The 24,789-nt window shown below is 67.8% G+C and carries 24 protein-coding genes; 18 read left to right on the top strand and 6 right to left on the bottom strand.

The features are described from left to right. The first annotated feature begins 148 nt into the window (after positions 1–148). The 12 genes from E6C72_RS23725 to E6C72_RS23670 all read left to right on the top strand — a co-directional run bounded on the left by E6C72_RS23725 (position 149) and on the right by E6C72_RS23670 (position 13,268). Positions 149–1,678, top strand: coding sequence for a sugar ABC transporter ATP-binding protein (locus E6C72_RS23725; protein WP_109084177.1), 1,530 nt, complete (start codon positions 149–151; stop codon positions 1,676–1,678). A 10-nt stretch (positions 1,679–1,688) separates the two neighbouring features. Beyond that, positions 1,689–2,663, top strand: a complete 975-nt coding sequence (locus tag E6C72_RS23720; RefSeq protein ID WP_247875474.1) for an ABC transporter permease — start codon at positions 1,689–1,691, stop codon at positions 2,661–2,663. Between the two features lie 24 nt (positions 2,664–2,687). Then, positions 2,688–3,680 (top strand): substrate-binding domain-containing protein, encoded by a 993-nt coding sequence (locus E6C72_RS23715; protein WP_109084179.1) that lies wholly within the window; start codon positions 2,688–2,690, stop codon positions 3,678–3,680. A gap of 102 nt (positions 3,681–3,782) precedes the next feature. After that, on the top strand, positions 3,783–4,850 hold the full coding sequence (locus tag E6C72_RS23710; RefSeq protein ID WP_109084180.1) for a sugar phosphate isomerase/epimerase: 1,068 nt from the start codon (positions 3,783–3,785) through the stop codon (positions 4,848–4,850). After that, positions 4,847–6,019, top strand: coding sequence for a Gfo/Idh/MocA family protein (locus tag E6C72_RS23705; RefSeq protein ID WP_109084181.1), 1,173 nt, complete (start codon positions 4,847–4,849; stop codon positions 6,017–6,019). The genes E6C72_RS23710 and E6C72_RS23705 overlap by 4 nt, the downstream gene beginning before the upstream one ends. A 351-nt stretch (positions 6,020–6,370) precedes the next feature. Continuing rightward, positions 6,371–7,207: an alpha/beta hydrolase gene (locus E6C72_RS23700; RefSeq protein WP_348981120.1), complete on the top strand. Its 837-nt coding sequence runs from the start codon at positions 6,371–6,373 to the stop codon at positions 7,205–7,207. Between the two features lie 157 nt (positions 7,208–7,364). Next, complete coding sequence (locus E6C72_RS23695; RefSeq protein ID WP_109084300.1) at positions 7,365–8,051, top strand: hydrolase; 687 nt, start codon at positions 7,365–7,367, stop codon at positions 8,049–8,051. Between the two features lie 91 nt (positions 8,052–8,142). After that, a complete protein-coding gene (locus E6C72_RS23690; protein WP_109084183.1) occupies positions 8,143–8,409 on the top strand; it encodes a XapX domain-containing protein in 267 nt (88 codons plus the stop codon). Then, positions 8,406–10,388 (top strand): amidohydrolase, encoded by a 1,983-nt coding sequence (locus tag E6C72_RS23685; protein WP_109084184.1) that lies wholly within the window; start codon positions 8,406–8,408, stop codon positions 10,386–10,388. Before E6C72_RS23690 ends, E6C72_RS23685 begins: the two co-directional genes overlap by 4 nt. A gap of 71 nt (positions 10,389–10,459) precedes the next feature. Next, the gene (locus E6C72_RS23680; RefSeq protein ID WP_109084185.1) at positions 10,460–10,906 is read left to right on the top strand and encodes a DoxX family protein; all 447 of its coding nucleotides are present in this window, start codon (positions 10,460–10,462) and stop codon (positions 10,904–10,906) included. Positions 10,907–10,920: 14 nt separating this feature from the next. Beyond that, on the top strand, positions 10,921–11,622 hold the full coding sequence (locus E6C72_RS23675) for a YoaK family protein (RefSeq protein ID WP_109084186.1): 702 nt from the start codon (positions 10,921–10,923) through the stop codon (positions 11,620–11,622). Between the two features lie 41 nt (positions 11,623–11,663). Beyond that, positions 11,664–13,268 (top strand): Na+/H+ antiporter, encoded by a 1,605-nt coding sequence (locus tag E6C72_RS23670; protein WP_109084187.1) that lies wholly within the window; start codon positions 11,664–11,666, stop codon positions 13,266–13,268. A gap of 56 nt (positions 13,269–13,324) precedes the next feature. Here E6C72_RS23670 and E6C72_RS23665 read toward each other — a convergent pair whose 3' ends face one another. Beyond that, positions 13,325–14,389: an ornithine cyclodeaminase gene (locus E6C72_RS23665; protein ID WP_109084188.1), complete on the bottom strand. Its 1,065-nt coding sequence runs from the start codon at positions 14,387–14,389 to the stop codon at positions 13,325–13,327. Positions 14,390–14,408: 19 nt separating this feature from the next. Then, entirely contained in the window at positions 14,409–15,359 is a 951-nt protein-coding gene (rocF, locus tag E6C72_RS23660) for an arginase (protein ID WP_109084189.1), read from the bottom strand. Positions 15,360–15,497: 138 nt separating this feature from the next. On the opposite strand from rocF, the gene E6C72_RS23655 reads away from it, so the two are divergent. The 6 genes from E6C72_RS23655 (at position 15,498) to E6C72_RS23630 (ending at position 20,209) form a co-directional block, all read left to right on the top strand. Beyond that, a complete protein-coding gene (locus tag E6C72_RS23655) occupies positions 15,498–15,941 on the top strand; it encodes an Lrp/AsnC family transcriptional regulator (RefSeq protein ID WP_098736358.1) in 444 nt (147 codons plus the stop codon). Positions 15,942–16,079: 138 nt separating this feature from the next. Beyond that, positions 16,080–16,937, top strand: coding sequence for an ABC transporter ATP-binding protein (locus E6C72_RS23650; protein WP_109084190.1), 858 nt, complete (start codon positions 16,080–16,082; stop codon positions 16,935–16,937). 184 nt (positions 16,938–17,121) lie between these two features. Beyond that, positions 17,122–17,961 (top strand): transporter substrate-binding domain-containing protein, encoded by an 840-nt coding sequence (locus E6C72_RS23645; RefSeq protein WP_109084191.1) that lies wholly within the window; start codon positions 17,122–17,124, stop codon positions 17,959–17,961. A gap of 5 nt (positions 17,962–17,966) precedes the next feature. Further along, a complete protein-coding gene (locus E6C72_RS23640; RefSeq protein ID WP_109084192.1) occupies positions 17,967–18,683 on the top strand; it encodes an ABC transporter permease in 717 nt (238 codons plus the stop codon). A 2-nt stretch (positions 18,684–18,685) separates the two neighbouring features. Further along, a complete protein-coding gene (locus tag E6C72_RS23635; protein WP_109084193.1) occupies positions 18,686–19,375 on the top strand; it encodes an ABC transporter permease in 690 nt (229 codons plus the stop codon). Between the two features lie 51 nt (positions 19,376–19,426). Then, complete coding sequence (locus E6C72_RS23630; RefSeq protein WP_109084194.1) at positions 19,427–20,209, top strand: alpha/beta fold hydrolase; 783 nt, start codon at positions 19,427–19,429, stop codon at positions 20,207–20,209. Here E6C72_RS23630 and E6C72_RS23625 read toward each other — a convergent pair. The 4 genes from E6C72_RS23625 to E6C72_RS32385 all read right to left on the bottom strand — a co-directional run bounded on the left by E6C72_RS23625 (position 20,196) and on the right by E6C72_RS32385 (position 24,787). Next, complete coding sequence (locus tag E6C72_RS23625; protein WP_247875475.1) at positions 20,196–21,959, bottom strand: ATP-binding protein; 1,764 nt, start codon at positions 21,957–21,959, stop codon at positions 20,196–20,198. The genes E6C72_RS23630 and E6C72_RS23625 overlap by 14 nt on opposite strands. A gap of 19 nt (positions 21,960–21,978) precedes the next feature. Beyond that, positions 21,979–22,524 (bottom strand): YfiR family protein, encoded by a 546-nt coding sequence (locus tag E6C72_RS23620; protein WP_199228669.1) that lies wholly within the window; start codon positions 22,522–22,524, stop codon positions 21,979–21,981. 2 nt (positions 22,525–22,526) lie between these two features. Then, complete coding sequence (locus tag E6C72_RS23615) at positions 22,527–24,464, bottom strand: TonB-dependent siderophore receptor (protein WP_109084195.1); 1,938 nt, start codon at positions 24,462–24,464, stop codon at positions 22,527–22,529. An 89-nt stretch (positions 24,465–24,553) separates the two neighbouring features. Then, positions 24,554–24,787 carry a hypothetical protein gene (locus E6C72_RS32385; RefSeq protein ID WP_247875492.1) on the bottom strand — a complete coding sequence of 78 codons (234 nt, stop codon included), beginning with the start codon at positions 24,785–24,787 and terminating at the stop codon, positions 24,554–24,556. Positions 24,788–24,789 lie beyond the last annotated feature (2 nt).

The raw sequence follows: 24,789 nt of genomic DNA, 5'->3' as shown, positions 1-24,789 counted from the left end.
GTCCAAAGAGGGGAGCTTACCATCCGCTCAACGAACGAAGCGGCGTCTTGCGGGACGACACGCTTTGCAGTGGGAGAAACGTCATGGACGGTATCCGCCACGCCGCAGGCTTGCGGCCGGTGGAAATTCCGTCAGGGGGTGCGGAGCCATGAGCCTGCATGTCGCCTTCGACAGCATCACCAAGGAATTCGGACCCGTGCGGGTTCTGCACGGCGTCGGCTTCGATCTGCATCCGGGCCGGGTGCATGGGCTGCTCGGCGAGAATGGCGCCGGCAAATCGACGCTGATGAAGATCCTCGCCGGCTATCAGGCGCCAACCTCCGGCATGCTCAGAATCGACGGCGAAGCGGTGACGTTCCGCAACTCGCGCGACGCCGAACAGCGCGGCATCGTGCTGATTCACCAGGAACTCAGCCTTGCCGACGACCTCACCGTCGCCCAGAACATGTTTCTCGGCCACGAAATCAAACGGGGCTGGCTGCTCGACGACCGGGCGATGCGCGAACAGGCGATGGCGGCCCTGCATCAGGTCGGCTTCGAGCGCGACCCCGACACCAAGGTGCGCGACCTGATCGTCGCCGAAAAGCAGCTGGTGGAGATCGCCAAGGCGCAGTTGCGAAACGCCCGCCTGCTGATCATGGACGAGCCGACCGCCAGCCTGACCCCGTCCGAATGCGACCGGCTGTTCGGGCTGATCGACCGGCTGCGGCGGGACGGCGTCACCATAGTCTACATCTCCCATAAGCTGGACGAGGTGGAACGGATCACCGACGAGGTGATCGTGATGCGCGACGGCCGTTTCGTCGCCCGCGCCCCCACCGCCGAAACGCCACGCCAGCGGATGGGGACGCTGATGGTCGGGCGCGAACTGACCGACATGTTCCCGGAAAAGCGCATCGTCCCCGCCAACGGCCGGCCGCTGATGGCGGTGCGCGGCCTGACCGTGCCGGGCTGGGCGGAGAATGTGAGCTTCGACCTGTATCCCGGCGAGATCCTGGGCTTCGCCGGCCTCGTCGGCGCCGGCCGCACCGAATTGTTCGAGGGTATTCTCGGCCTTCGCCCGCGCAGTGGCGGCACCGTCGAGATCGAAGGCAGCCCGGTCGCCTTGCGCAGCCCGCGCGAGGCGATGCGCAACGGCCTGACCTATCTCAGCGAGGACCGTAAGGGCAAGGGCCTGCACGTCACCATGGGGCTGCGCGACAACCTGACCCTGATGACGCTGCGCCACCATGCCCAGCCGCTGCTGTCGCCAGCGTCGGAAGACCGGGCGCTGGAACATGCCGTGGCCAGCTTCGGCATCCGCGGCAACCCGCAGGGCACGGCATCGTCGCTGTCCGGCGGCAACCAGCAGAAGCTGGCCATCGCCAAGTTCCTGGAGCCCGATCCCCGCGTCTTCGTGCTGGACGAACCGACGCGCGGCGTCGATGTCGGCGCCAAGCGGGACATCTATTTCCTGATCGCGCGGCTGGCCGCCGAAGGGCGCGGCGTGATCGTGATTTCATCGGAACTGATCGAACTGATCGGGCTCTGCCACCGGGTGATCGTGATGCGCGGGCGCCGGGTGACCGCGACCGTGCCCGCCGACCGGCTCAGCGAGGAGGAGTTGATTGCCCATGCCATCGGGACCAACGTCGCGACCAACGCCGGCACCGACATCGGCACCCACGCCCGTCTCTGAGACCGGCGCCGTGTCCACCGCCAAACCGGCGCGCCGCTTCGATCCGCACCGCTTCGGCCCGGTCGTCGGGCTGCTGCTGCTGCTGATCGTCGGCACGGCGCTGAACCCGGACTTCGCCACCTGGGACAACCTGATGAACGTGCTGACCCGCACGGCCTTCATCGGAATCATCTCCATCGGCATGTGCTTCGTCATCATCTCCGGCGGCATCGACCTGTCGGTCGGCTCGATGGCGGCGCTGATCGCCGGCGGCATGATCCTGCTGATGAACGCGCTCGCCGGATCGGTCGGTTCGCCGGTGGCGGTGGTGATGCTCGGCATGCTGTTCGCGCTGCTGCTGGGCGGCGGCTTCGGGCTGGCGCACGGCTATCTCATCACGCGCGGACGGATCGAGCCCTTCATCGTCACGCTGGGCACCCTCGGCATCTTCCGCGCCGTGCTGACCTGGCTGGCCGACGGCGGCGCCATCACGCTGGACAACGACCTGTCGGACGCCTACGGCCCGGTCTATTACGGCAGCCTGATCGGCATTCCGGTGCCGGTCTGGGTCTTCCTGGCCGTGTCGGTGGCCGGCGCCGTCCTGCTGAACCGGACCGCCTTCGGCCGCTATGTCCAGGCCATCGGCTCCAACGAGCAGGTCGCCCGCTTCGCCGCGGTGGACGTCGACCGGGTGAAGCTGCTGACCTACGGCCTGCTCGGCGTCTGCGTCGGCATCGCCACGGTGCTGTATGTGCCGCGGCTGGGCTCTGCCTCCCCCACCACCGGCCTGTTGTGGGAGCTGGAGGCGATCGCCGCGGTGATCGTCGGCGGCACCTCCTTCAAGGGGGGTGAGGGACGGATCGCCGGCACCCTGATCGGTGCGGTGCTGCTGTCGGTCATCAGCAACATCCTGAACCTGACCAGCATCATCAGCGTCTATCTGAACGCGGCGGTGCAGGGCTGCGTCATCATCGCCGTCGCCTTCCTGCAGCGTCGGCGTCCCTAAAAAACGAAGTGGAGGAGAAACGTCATGTCGGAAGTTGCGCGTTATACCCGTCGTCTCGTCCTGGGCGCCGGCCTTGCCATGACGGCGACGGTCGCCCTCGGTGGCGCCCTCGGGAGCGCTGCCTTCGCGGCGGACACGGTGAAGCTGGGCGTCAGCATCCCGGCAGCCACCCATGGCTTCACCGGCGGCATCGTCTGGTGGGCCAATCAGGCGAAGGCGGAGCTTGAAAAGGCCCATCCCAATCTGAAGGTCACCGTCAAGACCGCCAGCGGCGCACCGGAACAGGCGAACCAGCTCCAGGATCTGGTGACGGTGACTAAGATCGATTCGCTGGTCATCTTCCCCTTCGAATCCGCCGCTCTGACCCAGCCGGTGATGCAGGCGAAGAAGAAGGGCGTTTACGTCACCGTCGTCGACCGCGGCCTGACCGACACCAGCGCCCAGGACGCCTACATCGCCGGCGACAACACCGCCTTCGGCCGCATTCCGGCCGAATACATTGCCAAGAAATACAACGGCAAGGCTAACATCGTGGCCCTGCGCGGCATCCCGACCACGCTCGACAACGAGCGCTGGGAAGCCTTCACCGGCGTGCTGAAGCAGTATCCCGACATCAAGATCCTGGACGGCAAATACGCCAACTGGAACCGTGACGACGCCTTCAAGGTGACGCAGGACTTCCTGACCCGCTTCAAGGACATCGACGTCGTCTGGGCCGCCGACGACGACATGGCCTTCGGCGTGCTGAAGGCGATCGAACAGGCCAAGCGCACCGACATCAAGGAGGTGTTCGGCGGCGCGGGTTCCAAGACGATGGTGAAGACCATCCTCGACGGCTCCAACCCGCTGATCCGCGCCGACGTGTCCTATTCGCCGAAATTCATCTACGACGCCATCAAGATGACCGCCGAAGCCCGTCTGAAGGGCGACAAGCTGCCGGCGACCCACATCATCCCGTCGTCGCTCATCACCAAGGAGAACGCCAAGGAGTTCTACTTCCCGGACTCGCCGTACTGATCCCTGGTTCGTCAACCCCCTCACTCTTCCCCTCCCAGCGGGGGAAGGTGAGGGGGGAACAGCCGCCAGCCGACACCTCCCGAAAACCGGGGAGCCAGACCCATGAAGACCATCAAAGGCCCGGCGATCTTCCTCGCCCAGTTCGCGGGTGACGCAGCACCCTTCAACTCGCTGGACGGCATCGCCCGCTGGGCCGCCGGCCTTGGCTTCAAAGGCGTGCAGATCCCCAGCTGGGACCGCCGCCTGTTCGATCTGCACAAGGCCGCGACCAGTCGCAGCTATTGCGACGAGGTCAAGGGCACGCTGGCCGATGCCGGCCTCGAACTGACCGAGTTGTCGACCCACCTGCAAGGCCAGCTCGTCGCCGTCCACCCCGCCTACGACGCGCTTTACGACGGCTTCGCCCCGGCCGAGGTCCATGGCCGTCCCGACGTCCGGCAGGCCTGGGCGGTGGAACAGCTTCGCCTCGCCGCCAGGGCGTCGGCGAACCTCGGCCTGACCGCCCACGCCACCTTCTCCGGCGCGCTGGCCTGGCCCTATCTCTACCCGTGGCCGCAACGCCCGCCCGGCCTGATCGAGACCGCCTTCGACGAGCTGGCGAAGCGCTGGCGCCCGATCCTCGACGCCTTCGACGAGGCCGGCTGCGACCTCTGCTACGAGATCCATCCCGGCGAGGACCTGTTCGACGGCACCACCTTCCAGATGTTCCTCGACCGCGTCGGCGGGCACCGGCGCTGCAACATCCTGTACGACCCAAGCCACTTCGTCCTGCAACAGCTGGACTATCTCGGCTACATCGACGTCTTCCGCGACCGCATCCGCATGTTCCACGTCAAGGATGCAGAGTTCAATCCGACCCCCTGGCAGGGTGTCTATTCCGGCTATGCGCCGTGGAAGGACCGGGCCGGGCGCTTCCGCTCGCTGGGCGACGGGCAGGTCGATTTCCGCGGCATCTTCTCCAAACTGACCCAGTACGGCTTCGACGGCTGGGCGGTGCTGGAATGGGAATGCTGCATCAAGCATCCGGAGCAGGGGGCCGCCGAGGGCGCCCGCTTCATCCAGGACCACATCATCCGCGTCACCGACCGCGCCTTCGACGATTTCGCAGACGCCGGCACCGACGAGGCGGCCAACCGCCGGATTCTCGGTCTGGGGAAAGGGGCATCATGAGCGCGGATCAAGCACCCGCGTCGTCGAGACGCTTGAGGCTGGGCATGGTCGGCGGCGGCCAGGGCGCCTTCATCGGCGCCGTCCACCGCATCGCCGCCCGCATCGACGACCGCTACGAACTGGTGGCCGGCGCCCTGTCCTCCGACCCGGAACGGGCGCGGGCCAGCGGGGCGGAGCTGTTCCTGGCGCCCGACCGCTGTTACGACGACTTCCACAAGATGGCTGTGGCGGAGGAGGCGCGCCCCGACGGCATTGACGCGGTCGCCATCGTCACGCCCAACCACCTGCATTACCCGGCCGCGAAAGCCTTCCTCGAGGCCGGTATCCACGTCATCTGCGACAAGCCGCTGGTCCATACGGTGGGGGAGGCGGAAGAACTGGCCGCCCTGGTGCGCCAACGCGATCTTGTCTTTGTGCTGACCCACAATTACAGCGGCTATCCGATGATTCGTCAGGCCCGCGCCATGGTGACGTCGGGCACGCTCGGCCGCATCCGGGTGGTGCAGGCCGAATATGCACAGGACTGGCTGGCGACCGACCTGGAGGTCAACGGCAACAAGCAGGCCTCCTGGCGCACCGACCCGGCGCAGAGCGGCATCGCCGGCTGTATCGGCGACATCGGCACCCACGCCTTCCATCTGGCGGAGTTCGTGACCGGCCTGCGCTGCACCGATCTCGCGGCCGATCTGACCGCCTTCGTGCCCGGCCGGCGGCTGGACGACAATGCCCACATCATGATGCGCTTCGAGGGCGGCGCCCGCGGCATGCTGTGGGCCAGTCAGGTCTCCCCCGGCACCACCAACGGCCTGCGCCTGCGCGTCTTCGGCGAGGCCGGCGGCCTGGAGTGGCAACAGGAACAGCCCAACGAGCTGCGCTTCACACCGCTGGGCGAGCCGACCCGCACTCTGCTGCGCGCCGGTGCCGGCAGCCTGCCTGCGGCGAGCGGCATCTCCCGCACCCCCGCCGGCCATCCGGAGGGCTATTTGGAAGGCTTCGCGCAAATCTACCGCGACGCCGCCGACCGCATCGCCGCCAGCATCGACGCCCGCCCGCCTCCGGCCGACATACCCCTGCCGACAGTGGAAGACGGCGTACGCGGCGTGCGCTTCATCCATGGTGCCGTTGAGTCCAGCCGCCGCGACGCCACTTGGGTGTCCTTGGGCGAATAGGTCCCTCTCCCGCCGAAATCCCCCTCTCCCCGGAGGGGGGATTCATGGCTTTTTTGCATTCCCGGCAGCGCGATGCGCAGAACCGGCAAAAGCCGTTCCGATGAGGCAATCACCCTCCCGGCACATTCCCTAACATCCGTTCACCAAGACAGCCGGCGCCGGTCTGCCGGCCCGGCCCCGAACGGACTTCGCATGACCACCCAGGATTCGCACCCATCCCGTCGCACGGTCCTCTCCGGCAGCGCCGCTCTCGCCGTTGCGGGCGGCGGCCTGCTGCCGATGGTCGCCGGCCCGGCCGCCGCGGCGGAAAAGACGGCCCCCCGCAAAGACACGACCAAAGGAACCAAAGCCATGCTCCAGGGCAGCTACGTCACGACCAAGGACGGCGTCCAGATCTACGTCAAGCAGTGGGGTCCGCAGACCGGCCAACCGGTCGTCTTCAGCCATGGCTGGCCGCTGACCGGCGACGCCTTCGAAGACCAGATGATGTTCCTGGCCCAGCATGGCTATCGCACCGTCGCCCATGACCGCCGCGGCCATGGCCGGTCGTCGCAGCCGGGATTCGGCAACGATCTCGACCATTACGCCGACGATCTGGCGGCGGTGACCGAGGCGCTGGAGCTGAAGAACGCAGTCCATGTCGGCCATTCGACCGGCGGCGGCGAAGTCGCCCGCTACATCGGCCGCCATGGCGTGAAGCGCGTCGCCAAGGCGGTGCTGATCGGCGCCATCCCGCCGATCATGGTGAAGACCGACTGGAATCCCGACGGCGTACCGATGGAGGTGTTCGACGGCATCCGCGCCGGCGTCAAGGCCGACCGGTCGCAGTTCTTCAAAGACCTGACGATCCCCTTCTACGGCTACAACCGCCCGGGCGCCAAGGTATCGCAGGGCGTCATCGACAGCTTCTGGATGCAAGGCATGATGGGCGGCCTGCTGGCCGAATACGAGTGCGTCAAGGCCTTCTCCGAGACCGACCAGCGCGAAGATCTGAAGAAGATGATCGTCCCGACGCTGGTGATGCACGGCGACGACGACCAGATCGTCCCGATCGCCACCTCCGCCAAGGCCGCCGTTGCACTGCTGCCGAAGGGCACGCTCAAGGTCGTCCCCGGCGCGCCGCACGGCATCTGCACCACCCACAAGGACATCGTGAACGAGGAACTGCTGGCCTTCATCCGCGCCTGAGCGGATGAAGGGACATCGTCCTTAAATTAGCAACAATCATGTTCTTATGAGCATGATTGTCCCGCCCTATCGCTTCGTGCCATTGTCTCTTCAGACGGCGCCGACGACGAAAACGGCAGCAAACCCCTTCAAAATCCTCGACAAACAGGAAACGATCATGACCTTCAAGGCCAAGTCGCTCATCAACGCTGACGACACCGTCTTCATCTTCATCGATCACCAGCCGCAGATGTCCTTCGGCGTGGTCAACATCGACCGCCAGCAGCTGAAGAACAACACGGTGGCCCTCGCCAAGACCGCCAAGCTGTTCGGCGCCTCGACCATCGTGACCGCGGTGGAGACCGAGAGCTTCTCCGGCTACATCTGGCCGGAGCTGATGGACGTCCTGAAGCAGGACCCGATCGAGCGCACCTCGATGAACAGCTGGGACTCCGAGGAACTGGTGGCCGCCGTCAAGGCGACCGGCAAGAAGAAACTGGTCATCGCCGCCCTGTGGACCGAGGCCTGCCTGCTGTTCCCGACGCTGTGCGCCATCGAGGAAGGCTTCGAGGTCTACATCGTCACCGACGCTTCGGGCGGCACCTCGCAGGAGGCGCATGACGCCGCCATCCGCCGCATGGAGCAGGCCGGCGCCCATTCCATCACCTCGGTCAACGTCCTGCTCGAACTCCAGCGCGACTGGGCCAAGCGCGGCACCTATGACGGCGTGATGGCCATCGTCCGCGAGCATTTCGGCGCCTACGGCATGGGCGTCGATTACGCCTACACCATGGTCCACAAGGCCCCGCAGCGCGGCGAGTACCCGCACAAGGTGGTCGGCGCCGCCGCCCACGAGCATGCGTAACCGGTACGCCTGAACCTGCGTTCCTGCGCCCGGCTACAACCGGGCGCAGGCAGCCAATTCCAGAACAGCTTCAGACCGGGAGACCGGACCCATGATGCCCTATCTCCTTTCGGCCGGCGCCGGCATCCTGGTCGGCGTCATCTATGCGCTGATCGGCGTCCGCTCGCCGGCGCCGCCGACCATCGCCCTGATCGGGCTGCTCGGCATGCTGGTCGGCGAACAGGTGGTACCGGTTGTCAAGCGGCTGATTGCCGGCGAACCGGTCGTCGCCTTCATCCAGACCGACTGCGCCCGCCATGTGCTGGGTCCGCATGCCGGGGCGGAGACGCCGCCGGCCGCCAAGGGAGACAAGGCATGACCCCGCCCGACATCGACCGCCGCAAGGCGCTGGCGGGCACCGTCGCCGCATCCCTGCTCGCATCACCGCTGCTGTCCACCCTCGCGTCCAGACCCGGGAACGCCGCCATGCCGAATTCCGCCACCACCGGCGACCTGATCCTCGTCAACGCCAAGGTCACCACGCTCGACCGTGCCAACCCGCAGGCCAGCGCCATCGCCATCCGCGACGGTCGCTTCCTCGCCGTCGGCACCGAGGCCGAGGTGCGGGCTGCCGCTCCGCAGGCGATGGTGATCGACGCCAAGGGCCGGCGGGTGATCCCCGGGCTGATCGACAGCCACATGCACATCATCCGCGGCGGCCTGAACTACAACATGGAGCTGCGCTGGGACGGCGTGCCGAGCCTCGCCGACGCGATGGCGATGCTGAAACAGCAGGCGGCGATCACGCCCGCGCCGCAATGGGTCCGCGTCGTCGGCGGCTTCACCGAGCACCAGTTCGCCGAAAAGCGCCTGCCGACCATCGAGGAGCTGAACGCCGCCGCCCCCGACACCCCGGTCTTCATCCTGCACCTCTACGACCGCGCCCTGCTGAACGCCGCCGCCCTGCGCGCCGTCGGCTACACAAAAGACACCCAGAACCCGCCGGGCGGTGAGATCGTGCGCGATGCCGCTGGCAACCCGACCGGCCTGCTGCTGGCCCAGCCCAACGCGACGATCCTCTATTCGACGCTGGCCAAGGGCCCGAAGCTGCCGCCGGACTACCAGCTGAACTCCACCCGCCACTTCATGCGCGAGATGAACCGGCTGGGCGTGACCGGGGTGATCGATGCCGGCGGCGGCTACCAGAACTATCCCGACGATTACGCCATCGTCGAGAAGCTGCATGCCGACGGCGAGCTGACCCTGCGCATCAGCTACAACCTGTTCACCCAGAAGCCGAAGGAGGAGTTGGCCGACTTCGCCGGTTGGGCGAAGACGGTGAAGCCGGGCGACGGCGACGACAGCTACCGTCACAACGGCGCCGGCGAGATGCTGGTCTATTCCGCAGCCGATTTCGAGGATTTCCGCGTCGCCCGCCCCGACATGCCGCCGAACATGGAAGGCGACCTGGAGCCGGTGATCCGCCTGCTGGCCGAGAACCGCTGGCCGTGGCGCCTGCATGCCACCTACGACCAGACGATCAGCCGCGCGCTCGACGTCTTCGAGAAGGTCAACCGCGACATCCCCTTCGACGGGCTGCACTGGTTCTTCGACCATGCCGAGACGATCAGCGACCGCAACATCGACCGCATCGCCGCACTCGGCGGCGGCATCGCCATCCAGCACCGCATGGCCTATCAGGGCGAATATTTCGTCGAGCGCTACGGCACGAAGGCGGCGGAGCAGACCCCGCCGATCGTCAAGATGATGGCGGCCGGCCTGCCGGTCGGCGCCGGCACCGACGCCACCCGCGTCGCCAGCTACAACCCCTGGGTCTCGCTGTCCTGGCTGGTAACCGGCAGGACGGTGGGCGGCCTCAGCCTCTATCCCCAGGCCAACCGGCTCGACCGCGAGACCGCGCTGCGGCTGTGGACGGAGGCCAACACCTGGTTCTCCAACGAGCAGGGCAAGAAGGGTCAGATCAAGGCCGGCCAGCTTGCCGACCTCGCCGTGCTGTCCGACGATTTCTTCTCGGTCTCGGAAGACCGCATCGCCCATCTGAACTCGGTGCTGACGATGCTCGGCGGCGCGGTTGTGCATGGCGAGGGCGATTACGGCCCGCTGGCGCCGCAGTTGCCGAAGCCGATGCCGGACTGGTCGCCTGTGCGGACCTTCGGGGGCTATTACAAATCGGCCGATGCTGGCAGCCAGCGTCAGGCACTGGCCTCGGCCTGCGGCTGCGCCACCGGCTGCGGCGTCCACGGCCACGACCACGCCGCCGCCTACGCCACCGACGTCCCGGCCGCCGACGTGCAGTCCTTCTGGGGTGCGCTGGGCTGCGGCTGCTGGGCTGTGTAACCGCCTCTCCCTGATGCGGATCCCCTCTCCCCCGGGGAGGGGGAGAATCCCCCGAAACCGGAATACCCACCATGACCATCCGCGACCTCGAACGCCCGGCGGAACGCATCGTCGACCGCATCCTCGACTGGGACGGCACATGGCTGCTGGCCCGGCTGGCTCTGGTCGGCGCCTACCTCCTCGGCGGTTTGGTCAAGCTCACCGACTGGCCGGGCGCCGTCGCCGAGCAGGCGCATTTCGGCCTCACCCCGCCGGCGCTCTGGGCCGCCCTGACCATCCTGGTCGAGCTGGTCGGCCCGCTGCTGATCCTGCTGGACCGTGCCTTGTGGCTCGGCGCCGGTGCGCTCGGCGTCTTCACCTTGCTGGCTGCCCTGATCGCCAACGATTTCTGGAATATGGCGGGCCAGGAGCGCTTCATGGCGACCAACGCCTTCTTCGAGCATATCGGTCTGGTCGGCGGTTTCGCACTGGCCGCGATCATCTCGCGGATGCGTCGCCGCTTCGGCCAAACCGCCTGACAAGGCCAAACGCCATGGCTTCCCCCTCCTCTCCCGTCGCCGCCCCACTGCCCTGGCTCTTGATGCTGCTGTCGGTGACGACCGGGCTGGTCGACGCCACCAGCGTGCTCGGCCTCGACAAGGTGTTCACCGCCAACATGACCGGCAACATCGTGTTCCTCGGTTTCGCCGCCGCCGGAACGCCGGGCTTCGATATCGCCCCCTATCTGACGGCGATCTGCGCCTTCCTGGTCGGCGCGCTGGTCGCCGGCCGCACCGGCAAGGCCCATGCCGGCCGTCCGCTGCGCCGCTGGCTGTTGAGTGCCGCCGCCATCGAGGCCGGGCTGCTGTGGCTGGCCGCCCTGCTGGCATGGCTGCGCCAGACCGGGGAAGCCTCACCGGCCAGCTTCTACGGCATCATCCTGCTGACCGCGCTGGCGATGGGCTTCCGCAACGCGACGATCCGACAGCTGAAGGTGCCGGACCTGACCACCACGGTGCTGACCCTGACGCTGACCGGTCTGGCGGCCGATTCCCGGCTGGCCGGCGGGGCCGACACCAACTGGGGCCGCCGCATCGGCAGCGTCGTCGCCATCTTCGCCGGGGCCGCCATCGGCGCCGCCCTGGTGACCCACAGCGGCCTCGCCGCGCCGCTGCTGCTGGCCGGGCTGCTCGGTCTGGTCGGCACCGCCGCCTGCGCCCTGCATCCCGCCGCCGCCACGCCGGCCGCCGCCTGATCTCCGTCCCCATTTCCGAAACAGAACAGCGGGCCCTCAGCATGTCGCCATCCGGTCAGTTCGAACTCGTCCTTGGCCTGATGGCGGCGATCATCGTGCTGGAGCTTGCGGCCAAGCGGCTGCGCATGCCGCCGTCGGCCGTGCTGGTTCTGGGCGGCATCGCGCTCGCCCTGGTCCCCGGCCTGCCGGAGATCACACCGGATCCCGACCTGACCCTGCTGCTGTTCCTGCCGCCGCTGCTGTTCGCCAGCGCCTATTTCACGGTATGGAGCGACTTCCGCGCCAATCTGCGCATCATCCTGCAACTGGCGGTGGGAGCGGTCGCCTTCACCACGCTGGCGGTCGGGGTTGTCGCCCATCTGGTGATGCCGTCGCTGCCCTGGGCGGCCTGCTTCACGCTCGGCGCCATCCTGTCGCCGCCCGACGCGGTGGCGGCGAAGGCGGCGCTGAAGGGCCTGCCGCTGCCGCCGCGCATCGTCACCCTGCTGGAGGGCGAAAGCCTGGTGAACGACGCCACCGGGCTGGTGTTGTTCCGCATCGCCATCGCCGCCGGCATGACCGGGACCTTCGAGGCCGGCCACGCCTCGCTGGAATTCCTGTGGCTTGCGATCGGCGGTGTCGCGGCCGGCGTGGTGTTCGGCCACATCGCGGCATTGCTGCTGGGGCGCCTGCGCGACGTACCGCTCAGCATCGTCGGCGGCTTCCTCGCCGCCTGGGGCAGCTATCTCGGCGGCGAGGCGCTGGAGGTGTCGGGCGTGCTCGCCACCGTCGGCTGCGGTCTGGTGATGGGCCGGCGCCAGCACGACCTGTTCACGGCACAGCTGCGCACCCACGCCAACGCGGTGTGGACGGTGGCGGTGTTCATCATGGAATCGATGGTCTTCATCATCATCGGCCTGTCGCTGCGCGGCGTGCTCGGCCGGCTGGAGGCTGCCGGCACCGGCCTGACCGACCTGCTGCCGATGATCGTCGCCGTCACCCTGGCGATGGTGCTGTCGCGCTTTGCCTGGCTGTTCCCCTCGACCTACCTGCCGCGGTTCCTGTTCCCGAGCTTACGGCGGCGCGACCCCTATCCGTCGGTGGCGGTGCCGGTGATCATGGGATGGGCGGCAATCCGGGGCGTGGTCAGCCTCGCCGTCGCCCTGTCGGTCCCCGTCGAGTTTCCCGGCCGTGACATCATTCTGGCGACGACCTGGGCGGTGATCCTGGTGTCGATCCTGGGGCAGGCGACCACGCTCGCTCCGCTGATCCGCAGAATGCGGCTGGGCGGCTTCACGCTGGAACGCCGCCCCACCCTGTCGGAATCGGAAGCCCGCATCCGCATGGCCCGGGCGGCGCTGGAGGCGGTGCGCAAACGCTCCGACACCCCGGACGGTCGCCAGCGCCATCCGCGCCTGCTGGAACAATACGGCCACCGGGCGACGATGGCCGAGCGTTTCCACGAGAGCGAAGGCATGCTGACGGAGGACCGGCGCGAGCATTTTGCCGCCGTCCTGGCCGCCAACCGCGCCGCCCGCACCGAGATTCTCGACCTGCATCGCGGTGGCCGCATCCACGACACCGTGCTGCACCGGCTGGAAGCCGAACTGGACCTTGAGGAACTCAGTGCCGAGCAGGCGCTGGCGGAGGGGGAGGCTGCGGGGTGAGTGCGCTTCCTTCCCGCGGAAGGAGCCCTCTCGGTGGGTGAGAGGGGGGATTCCCCCTACGCCGCCTCGCCCACCGGTGCCGGCTTCGCCGCGCGCAGGATCATGCCGAACAGATCGCGCGGCTCGTCGGGGTCGGCCAGCATGTCAAGATTCTCGTAGAAGCCCGTTCCCTCCACCTTGTCGCGGACATAGCGCAGGGCGGAGAAGTCCTCCGTCGCGAAGCCGACCGAATCGAACAGCGTGATCTGCCGCGCATCGCGCCGCCCCACCGCCTGACCGATCATCACCGTCCACAGCTCCGTCACCGGATGGTCCGGCGCCAGCTGCTGGATTTCCCCCTCGATCCGCGTCTGCGGCGGATATTCGACGAAGATGTCCGAACGCAGCAGGATGTCGCGGTGCAGTTCCGTCTTGCCGGGGCAGTCGCCGCCGACCGCGTTGATGTGCACCCCGGCCCCGACCATGTTGTCGGTCAGGATGGTGGCATACTGCTTGTCGGCGGTGACGGTGGTGATGATCTGCGCCCCCTCCACCGCCTCTTCGGTCGAGGTGCAGGCGGTGATCTCGAAGCCCTGGCCGCGCAGGTTGCGCACGCATTTCTGCGTCGCCGCGGGGTCGATGTCGTAGAGCCGCAGTTTGCGGATCCCCAGCAGCGCCTTGAAGGCCAGCGCCTGGAACTCCGCCTGCGCTCCATTACCGATGATCGCCATGCAGGAGGCATCCTTCGGCGCCAGAAACTTCGCCGCAACAGCCGAGGTCGCGGCGGTGCGCAGCGCCGTCAGGATGGTCATCTCCGTCATCAGCACCGGATAGCCGTTGCCGACATCGGCCAGCACGCCGAAGGCGGTCACGGTCTGCCGTCCTTCCCGCGTGTTCTTCGGATGGCCGTTGACGTACTTGAAGCCATAGGTGCGGCCGTCGCTGGTCGGCATCAGCTCGATCACGCCCTCCGCGCTGTGGGAGGCCACCCGCGGCGTCTTGTCGAAGCTTTCCCAGCGGCGGAAATCCTCCTCGACATAGGCCGACAGCTCGGTCAGGAAGCGCTCCACGCCGATGTGCAGCACCAGCTTCATCATGTGGTCGACGCTGACGAAGGGAACGAGATTCAGGTTCGGGATCATTCTTAAACGCTCCGTTCGTTCAGAAGCTGCGGGTGGGATAGTCGAGGACGCGGCGCCCCATCAGGCTCGCCAGCAATTCCACCATCAGGGTCGCGGTCCGGCCGCGCTCGTCGAGGAAGGGGTTCAGCTCGACCAGATCGACGCTGCTGACCATGCCGGTGTCGTGCAGCATCTCCATGACCAGATGCGCCTCGCGGAAGGTGGCGCCGCCGGGAACCGTGGTGCCGACGCCGGGGGCGATGCCGGGATCGAGGAAATCGACATCCAGGCTGACATGCAGCAGCCCGTCCGCCTCCACCACCCGCTTCAGGAACGGGCGCAGCAGGGCGACGATGCCGTGCTCGTCGATCTTGCGCATGTCATGGACGGTGATGCCGGACGTCTCCAGCGCCCGCCGTTCGGCCGGATCGACACTGCGGATGCCCATCATGCAGACATTGTTCGGGTCGAGCCGGGCCGGCGGCGGCGGAAAATAGCCGTCGAAGCCGGCGCGGCCGGTGGCGTAGGCCATCGGCACGCCATGCAGATTGCCGCTTTCCGTCGTCTCCAGCGTGTGGAAATCCGGATGGGCGTCCAGCCACAGCACGAACAGCGGGCGCCGCATCTCGGCGGCGCGCTGCGCCAGCCCGGTCAGGGTGCCGGCGGCAAGGCTGTGATCGCCGCCCATGAAGATCGGCATGGCGTCCTGCCCGGCGCTCGCCTCATAGGCCACCTTGGACAGCGCGGCGGTCCAGCCCGCCACTTCCGGCAGGAATTTCAGCGCGGCGTTGCCATGCGTCATCGGCCGCTGCGGCAGCGGCGCCACGTTACCCAGGTCGGTGACGCTGTGGCCCAGGTCCGACAGAGCCTTGGAGATGCCGGCGGTGCGGTAGGCGCTGGGTCCCATTTCGCAGCCAAGCCGGCCCGCCCCATCCTGCACCGGCACACCGACCAGCCGGCACTGCTTCGTCTTTGTCTTGTGATAGGACATTGTTTGGTCTCTTGCCTGTTCCTTTCACCAGCAAACCACAGGCTTCCGGCGGAACGGACAGGGCAAATTGACAAATGTCGTCATTCGACCTACCAAATTGAGCAGTAAAGCTTGCCAGACTGTCGGAGTGCCTGAATCATGACGCTCGACCAGCTCGACGAAAAGCTGATCACCCTGCTGCGCCATGACGGCCGCCGCAGCATTTCCGACCTCGCCATCGAACTCGGCGTCTCGCGGGCGACGGTGCGGTCGCGGATGGAGCGGCTGGAAAGCTCCGGCATCATCACCGGCTACACCGTGATCCTGCGCGCCGACACGGTGGAGGCGCCGGTGCGCGGCATCATGCTGATCGAGGTGGAGGGACAGGCCACCGACCGCGTGGTGCGGACTCTCAGCGGCTTCCCCGAGATCATGGAGATCCACAGCACCAACGGACGCTGGGATCTGATCGTCGAGCTGTCGGCCGGCAGCCTGCCGGAATTCGACGGCGTGCTGCGCCGCATCCGGCTTATTCCCGGCATCACCACCAGCGAGACGAACCTGCTGCTGAACACCCCGCGCAGCACCCGCGCCCGGCTATAGGCTGCGCCAGGCTTGCCAATCCGCGCAGCCCAAGCTTTCATTTTGGCAACTTGGCTCGGGTTTTCTGTCACTTTTTCATCTTCCCGCCGCCATCTGCATCGCTGATGCTCCGTGTCCCAAACGAAATCGGGACGTCGCATGGACCAGCATCGCATCGCCATCGATCGTATCGTCAGCGTCGGCCAGGACGGGCCGGCCCACCGCCACCCTCCCACCAACCCTGCTGCCGCGGTCGCTGTCCAGGCGGACGACATCCACAAGCGGTTCGGACCGCTGGAGGTTCTGAAGGGCGTGTCGCTGACCGCCCGTGAGGGCGACGTCATCACGCTGATCGGCTCGTCCGGCTCGGGCAAGAGCACGCTTCTGCGCTGCATCAACATGCTGGAGGTGCCCGACGGGGGGCGCGTCACCATCTGCGGCGAGACCATCGCGATGAAGACGGCGCGCGGGCGGACCATGCCGGCCAACTCCCGTCAGGTCGACCGCATCCGCACCCGGCTCGGCATGGTGTTCCAGAACTTCAACCTCTGGACCCACATGACCATTCTGGAGAACGTCATCGAGGCGCCGGTCCATGTCCTTGGCGTGCCGAAGGGCGAGGCCATCGACCTCGCGCGCAGCCTGCTGGACAAGGTCGGCATTCTCGCCAAGGCCGATTGCTATCCGATCCAGCTCTCCGGAGGCCAGCAGCAGCGCGCCGCCATCGCCCGCGCCCTTGCCATGCAGCCCAAGGTGATGCTGTTCGACGAGCCGACCTCGGCCCTGGATCCGGAACTGGTGGGCGAGGTGCTGCGCGTCATCCGCCAGCTCGCGGACGAGGGCCGCACCATGATCCTGGTGACGCACGAGATGGACTTCGCCCGCGAGGTCTCGTCCAGGGTCGTCTTCCTCCACCAGGGCCGCATCGAGGAGGAAGGGGCGCCCGACCGGGTGCTGACCACCCCCCAGTCCGACCGCGTGCGCCAGTTCCTCTCCCGCCACCTTTCCGCCGCCTGACCAGCCACGCGTCTCCCGCCGCCCCCGCACAAACCCAAGGGGGTGCGCCACACAGGCGCAGGGTTCCCGGCCTTCGCGACGATGACGGCCGATGGACGCCTGTGCCAAAGTCCGCCGCTCCGCGGCCGGACCGGAACTCAAATTGCCGGGCCCGAGCGGGCAAACAAACACAGGATACCAACCAATGAAGAAGATCCTTTTGGCCCTGGTGCTGGGCGCCCTGGCGACCGGCAGCGCCGTTCCGGCGATGGCGAAGGATGCAAGGAAGATCCGCATCGCGTCCGAAGGCGCCTTCGCGCCGTGGAACGGCATGGATTCGTCGGGCAAGCTGGTCGGCTTCGAGATCGACCTCGCCTGGGATCTGTGCAAGCGCATCGAAGCCGACTGCGAGCTGGTGGCGATGGATTGGGACGGCATGATCCCCTCGCTCCAGCAGGGCAAGATCGACGCCATCATGGCCGGCATGACCATCACCGACGAGCGCAAGAAGGTCATCGCCTTCGCCGGCCCCTACGGCACCGAGCAATCCACCTTCGCCACCCTGAAATCCTCCAAGCTGGCCGGCGCCACCGTTGGTGCTGACCACGTCGACCTCGCCGACGAGGCCGCGGCCAAGCCGGCGATCGCCAAGCTGGCGGCACTGCTGAAGGGCAAGACGGTCGGCGTCCAGACCTCGACCATCCAGGTCGATTTCCTGGAAAAGCACCTGCCGGACGTGACGGTGCGCAATTACGACAAGATCGACAATGCCGCCATCGATCTGGCCGCCGGCCGCGTCGACGCCATCTTCGGCGACCGCTCGCCGATCGAGGCGCTGATGCGCGCCACCGGCAACCAGGGCATGACCCTGTTCGGCCCGGCGATGACGCGCGGCGTGCTGGGCGAGGGCATGGGCGTCGGCTTGCGCAAGGCGGATGCCGAACTGAAGGACCGGCTGGACAAGGCCATCGCCGATGCCGGCAAGGACGGCACCATCGCGGCCCTGAGCCAGAAGCATTTCGGCTACGACGTTTCGGTGCGGTGACGGCGATGCTGGATTTCCTCGACTCCGGGCTCACCTCCGGGCTGCACGGCTGGGGGCCGCAGCTGCTGTCCGGGACGGCGATGACCATCGCGGTCGCGCTGTCGTCCTTTCTGCTGGGTCTCGCCTTCGGGGCCGCTGGCGCCGCCGCCAAGCTCAGCGACAGCCTGGTGTTGAGGGGTCTGGCGGAGCTTTACACCACCGCCGTGCGCGGCGTGCCCGAACTGTTGGTGATCTACCTGCTGTTCTTCGGCGGTTCGGGCATGATCATGGCGGTGGCCGGAATCTTCGGCTACAGCGGCTTTGTCGAGCTGAACGCCTTTTCCATCGGCGTCGCCGCCGTCGGCCTGATCTCCGGCGCCTATTCGACCGAGGTGATCCGCGGCGCCGTCAAATCCGTGCCCTACGGCCAGATCGAGGCGGCGCGGGCCTGCGGCATGGGGCGCTGGCGCATCCTGCGCCGGGTTCTGGTGCCGCAGACCCTGCGCTTCGCCCTGCCCGGCCTGGGCAATGTCTGGCAGCTGACCCTGAAGGACACCGCACTCATCTCCGTCACCGCGCTGGCCGAGATCATGCGCGTCGCCCACACCGCCGCCGGTTCGACCCGGCAATCCTTCCTGTTCTACAGCGTCGCAGCATTGCTCTACCTCGCGCTGACCACCGTTTCGACAATGGCGTTCCAGCGGGCCGAGCGTTACGCCAGCCGCGGCGTCCGGAGGGCCTGACGATGAACTGGCCCCTGATGTGGGACAGCCTGCCGCGCCTTCTCGCGGCCCTGCCCCTGACCCTTGAGTTGGTGGCGCTGTCGCTCGCCTTCGGTGCCGCGCTGGCCTTCGCCACCGCCCTGCTGCGGCTGTCCGGCAACCGGGTGGCGGTGGCGCTGACCTCGGCCTACAGCTTCGTCTTCCGCGGCACGCCGCTTCTGGTTCAGATCTTCCTGATCTATTACGGCCTCAGCCAGATCGACCTCATCCGCGGCAGCGTCCTGTGGCCAGTCCTCAGCCAGCCGATGTGGTGCGCCATCCTGGCGCTGGCGCTCAACACCGGCGCCTACACCGCCGAGATCCTGCGCGGTGCCATCGAGACCGTGCCGCAGGGTCAGGTGGAAGCGGCGCGGGCCTGCGGCATGTCGCGGCTGCGGGTGTTCCGCCGCATCGTCCTGCCGGTGGCGATCCGCCAGATGCTGCCGGCCTACGGCAACGAGGTGATCTTGATGGTGAAGGCCAGTTCGCTCGCCAGCACCATCACGATGATGGAGATCACCGGAGTCGCGCGACGCATGATCGCCCAGACCTTCGCGGTTTTCGAGATCTTCATCGTCGCCGGCGTCCTCTATCTGCTGATCAACTTCATCGCCACCCGCCTGATCCGTCACGCCGAATGGCGCATGACCCCCTATCTGCGGGCGCGGGCCTGAACCGCATGCTATCCTGCCGTCCAGCTTCGACCGCACCAGCAACCGGACGACATGACCACCGCCGTCAGCGACCAGGACCGCCTCATCCCCACCCAGTCCGGCAGCCTCCATGTGAAGGAGTGGACGCCCGATGCGTCCGGTTCGCTGCCGCCGATCCTGTTGTTCCATGATTCGCTCGGCTGCGTCGATCTGTGGCGCAGCTTCCCGGCCCGCCTTGCCGCTGCGACGGCACGGCGGGTCGTCGCCTATGACCGGCTGGGCTTCGGCCGCTCCGATCCTCATCCCGGCACGCTGCCCCTCGATTTCGTCGCGGCGGAGGCGCGGGACATTGTGCCCGTCCTGCTCGGCCATCTCGGCATCGGCGAGTTCGTCGCCTGCGGCCACAGCGTCGGCGGCGGCATGGCGGTCGAGACGGCGGCGCGCTTTCCCTCCCGCTGCCGCGCCCTGGTGACCATCGCCGCGCAGGCCTTCGTCGAGGACCGCACGCTCGCCGGCATCCGCGAGGCAAAGGAAGGCTTCCGGGATCCGGCGCAATTCGCCCGCCTGGCGCGATACCATGGCGGCAAGGCGCGCTGGGCGGTCGATGCCTGGACCGAAAGCTGGCTGTCCCCCGCCTTCGCCGGCTGGACCCTGGACACCGCCCTGGCGGAGGTCCGCTGTCCGGTGCTGGCCCTGCACGGCGACCGCGACGAATATGGCTCGGCCGAACACCCCACCCGCATCGCCGCCGGGCGCGGCACCGTCCGCCTGCTGGCCGACACCGGCCACGTCCCCCATCGCGAATGTGAGGATACGGTGGTCGAGGCGATCCTATCGTTCCTCAGCGAACCCTGAGGCCAGCCCCCTCCGCTGGCCCCTCCGCCACCAACGCCGCATCCAGCAGCTCGGCGAGCGCCCCGACGCGATACGGCTTCGGCAGCACCCGCACCCCCTCGATGCGGGCGATGTCCTCGCTGTAGCCGGTGGTCAGCACCACCGGCAGGCCGGGCCGCAGGCGCCGGGCGGTGTGGGCGAGGTCGACACCGTTCATCGGCCCCGGCATGACCACATCGCTGAACAGGATGTCGATCCGCAGATCCCCGTCGGTCAGCAGCCCCAGCGCCTCCTCCGCGTTGGCGGCGCGCAGCACGGCATAACCGATCTCGTCGAGCGCCGCCGCCACCATGCTGCCGACGACGGGATCGTCCTCCACCAGAAGCAGGCGCCGGCCCGCCCCGCGCGCGGTATCGAGCGCCCGCACCAAAGCCGGAGCCGCCACCGGCTTGGCCGTCCGCGGCAGGAACAGCGAAACGGCGGTGCCCTGACCGGGGGCGCTGTCGATCTCCACCCATCCCGACGACTGGCGGGTGAAGCCATACACCTGCGCCAGCCCGAGGCCGGACCCCTTGCCGACCTCCTTGGTGGTGAAGAAGGGCTCGAAGACGCGGGCCTTCACCTCCGGTTCCATGCCGGTGCCGGTGTCGCCCACGGTCACCTGCACCAGATCGCCGCAAGCGCCGTCGGCCGGCCGGTTGCGGGCGGTGATGCGCAGCCGCCCGCCCTCGGGCATGGCGTCACGCGCGTTGACGGCGAGATTGAGGATCGCCAGCTCGAACTGGGTCGGATCAACCTCCACCGGCCACAGCCCCGGCTCGACCTGCGTTTCAAGCGTGATGTCGGCGCGGATGGCGCGGGTCAACAGGTCGGCCATGCCCAGCAGCCGGTCGCGGACGTCCATAGGCTCCGGCCGCAGCGTCTGCCGGCGGGCGAAGGCCATCAGCTGCTGCACCAGCTTGGCACCACGGTCGATGGCCTGATGCCCGGTCTCCAGCAGCGGCAGGATCGACGGTTCCTTCGCCCGCCGCCCGACCAGCTGAAGGCAGCTCGCCAGCGCCTGGAGCAGGTTGTTGAAGTCATGGGCGATGCCGCCGGTCAATTGGCCCATCGCCTCCATCTTCTGGCTCTGGCGCAGGGCGGCCTCGACCTTCTCACGCTCGGCGATCTCGGCGTTCAGCGCCTCGTTGGCGGCGGACAGGTCGCGCGCATGCGCCGCCAGATCGCGGTTCGCCCGTGCCAACGCCGCCTGCGCCGCGCCCAGCACCAGCACGATCAGCAGCGTCATCGCCAACAAAAGCGCCATGCCGACATAGCGTTCGGCCCGCCGGGCGAAGGGCTCCACCTGCGTGCGCAACGACACGCTGCCGATCGCCTGGCCGTCCTGCATCACCGGAACGGTCACCGTCAGATGGTCACCGTTGAAATGATGTCCCGGCCGTTCGGCGGCCCGTGGCACCGGTGGCATCCCGCCGGTGCTATAGGCGGCGAACAGGCGGCCGCTGGCCTCGTAAACGCCGGCCGCCTCGAACTCCGGGCTGGCGGACAGCGCCGCCACATATTCGCCGGCGGCGGTCCGGTCGTTGAAGCTCAGCGCGGCGGTGACGGTGGCTGCCAGGATCCGCGCCTGCACCTCCACGTCGCCCGCCCGCTCGTCGCGATAGGCATTCTCGCTGGCCAGGGCCATCAGCCCGCCCGCGATCAGCAGGACGGCCACCGCCAGCGCGGTCAGGCGCGGCGTGTGCCGCCAGAATCCGGCCAGATCGGTCACCTCGCCCCCTCCCGCTTCCTCATTGCCGAACCGCCAGGCTCATCAGCTTGGAGCTGATCGCCAGCCGGTTGTCCTGGGCTGCCGCCGCGTCGATGACGAAGCGGACCCGATCCTCGCGCAGCATGAAGGTGATAACGGCCCCGGCACCCGATCCGCCCGGCGCGTCGGCATCGCTGACCGTCAGAACCGGCTCGCCGCGCAGCCGATCCATCGGCGCCGTCCCATACAGCACATGGCAGCCGGCCCCCTTTTCAAACTGTGGCCGGCGCACCAGTTCGATCGGCCGGCCGCCGGCGCTCTGCCCGGCGACGGCCCGATCCAGCAGCTCGCCGAACGGATCGCTTCCCTCCACACACAGGCGGAACGGGCTGTCCGCCGCGGCGAAGGCGGTCTGCGGCCAGCTGACGAAGGCGATGAACTTGTAGAGGAAAGTCGCCTTCACCGCCGCCTCCAGCGGTTCCGCCGACGCCGCGCCAACCCCTCCCCCTGCCCCCGGCACACCGGCCAGCGCCAGCGCCAGGCCCAGCGCCAGGGCACCGCACCAGCGGATGAGCCGCTCCTCCACGCTCAGAACCCCACCCGCATGCGGGCATAGACGCTCCGCCCGATGGCGCGTGGCGTGGTGTTGGACGGGTCGTAGGCCTCCAGATGGCGGGCATGCAGCAGATTGCGGCCGAACAGCGACAGCTCCAGCGCCGGGGTGACGTGCCAGCCCAGATGCAGGTCGGCCTCGGTATAGGCCGGGACGTTCGATACCGCGATCCGGCCGACCCGGCGCAGGGTGGCGTCGAACTCCACCTCCGGCGTCAGGTTCATCCGCGAGCGCAGCTGAAGCTGATAGGCCGGGTCCTGCCCCGCGGCCTGGAAATTGGACAGGTCGTTTGCCCCCGGCTTCAGCCGCAGGCTCTTGTGCAGCCAGTTGGCCCCGGCCTGCAAGGTCCACCAGCCGGCCACCCCGTAGCTGCCCCAGCCTTCGACGCCATAGGTGCTTCCCTCCATGTCGTTGCGCAGCATGATCGGCAGGCCGCCGTTGGTCAGGCTGGTGGTGCGCAGGTCGTCATAGACATTGTAGAAGGCCGACAGCGCCACCCGGCTGTTGGCGGTGGGCTGGCCGCGATATCCGATCTCGTAAGCGGTCAGACGCTCCGACCGGAAATCCGGCGAGGGGGCCAGGATGCCGCCACCCGACAGCTCGCGGTCGACACGCGACGGCGTGCGCACCGACCGGCTGACCGCCGTCCACAGCATGTGCGCATCCGACAGCCTCCAGGCGAGCCGCAGATTCGGCAGCAGGTCAAAACCGGAATAGCTGTTGTGCTCCGCCTTCATCCCGACCGTAAGCTTCAGCTTCGGCGCCAGCGTCACCTCGTCCTGCGCGAACAGGCTGCCCAGCGAGATGGTCTTGTCCTCGTCCGGAAATCCGAAAGCCACGAGGGAGCGGAAGGCCGATTGCCACACCCGGTACTGCGCGCCCCAGACCAGCTGGTGCCGGCTGCCCAGCGCCACATTGTGCTGGGCCTGGACATCGAAGGTCTGCACCCGGTCGGTAGCGACCAGATAATCGCGGTTCTGCTGGTCGTAATAGGTCTGGAGCTGCACCGACGACCCGTCGCCAAGCTTGTGCGTCCAGCGCCCGAGCAGGTTCCCGCCATGAAGCGTGGTGTCGAGCCACTCTGTATGGTTGCGATACAGATCGCCCTGAAGGGTGTAGGACGCCGCTCCCCCTGCCACCGTTCCGTCGAGCCGGAAGCCGGCCTGCGACCCGTCGAAGGCGTCGGTGGAGGCATCGCCCCGCGTCACCGCGAAACTGCTGCGCCGGTCGAAGCCGGTCAGATAGCCGCGCAACGCCATCTTGCCATCCGCCGTCTTCACGCCATGGCGCAGCGTGCCGTTGCGCTCGCCGGACCCGGCGCCGATCTCGGCAAAGCCGCCGGTGCTGTCGCCGGCGGAGCGGGTGATGACGTTGACGACGCCGTTGACCGCGTTGGCGCCCCACAGCGTGCCGCCGGGGCCGCTGACCACCTCGATCCGCTCGATCTCCGACAGGGGGACATTCACCGCTTCCCAGAAGACGGTGGAAGCGACCGGCGAATAGACGCTGCGGCCGTCGACCATCACCTGCAGCTTGTTGGAGGATTCCGGCGAGTTGAAGCCGCGCGCGGTGACGGTGTAGCCGGCGGTGTTCAGCCGCGCGACCTCGAGATTGGGGGCCAGCCGCAGCGCTTCGGGCAGGCTGGTGGCGCCGGAGCGCCGGATGTCCTCCGCCGTGATGACATAGACCGCTGCCGCCGCGTCGCTCAACGGTTCCGGCCGCCTGGAGATCGAAGTGACCTTGATCGCCCCCAGCTCCTCGATCGACAAGGTCGACAGATCCTCGACCGTCTGGGCCGGTGCGGCCTGCGGGGCCAGAAGCAGCCACAGGACGGCACCCAGCCTGCGGACCGGGCCGCCTGCTGCTTCGATCCTGTTGCACAGGCTCCCATGGCGGACGGCTGGCCCTGGCATTGACGCCTGCTTGCTCTGTTCAGTGTCTGCACGAACGAGCTTTATAGCAGCCTTGAGCGTGGCCTCCCGCTAGGCGGAACGGCCGAATTTTACCTAGAGCTTTCGAGCGTCTGACCAGCGGAATCCGCCACCCGACCGCGCTCCGCCCGCAGCAGTGCGAGCTTCGCCTCCAGCTTGCCGATCTTCTTGTCGAGCTTGCGCAGCCGCTTGCGCGGCGCCTTTCCCTCGGCCGGGGCAGCCTGGACACCCTGCCGAATCCCAGCCCCGATCCTCGCGTTGATCGCCGCCTTGGCTGCGTCGCCCAGCCTTTTCCAGCCCTTCACCT

This window comes from Azospirillum sp. TSH100, assembly GCF_004923295.1.
In the GTDB taxonomy this organism is placed as follows: domain Bacteria; phylum Pseudomonadota; class Alphaproteobacteria; order Azospirillales; family Azospirillaceae; genus Azospirillum.
This window is presented reverse-complemented; position numbering and strand designations above follow the sequence as displayed.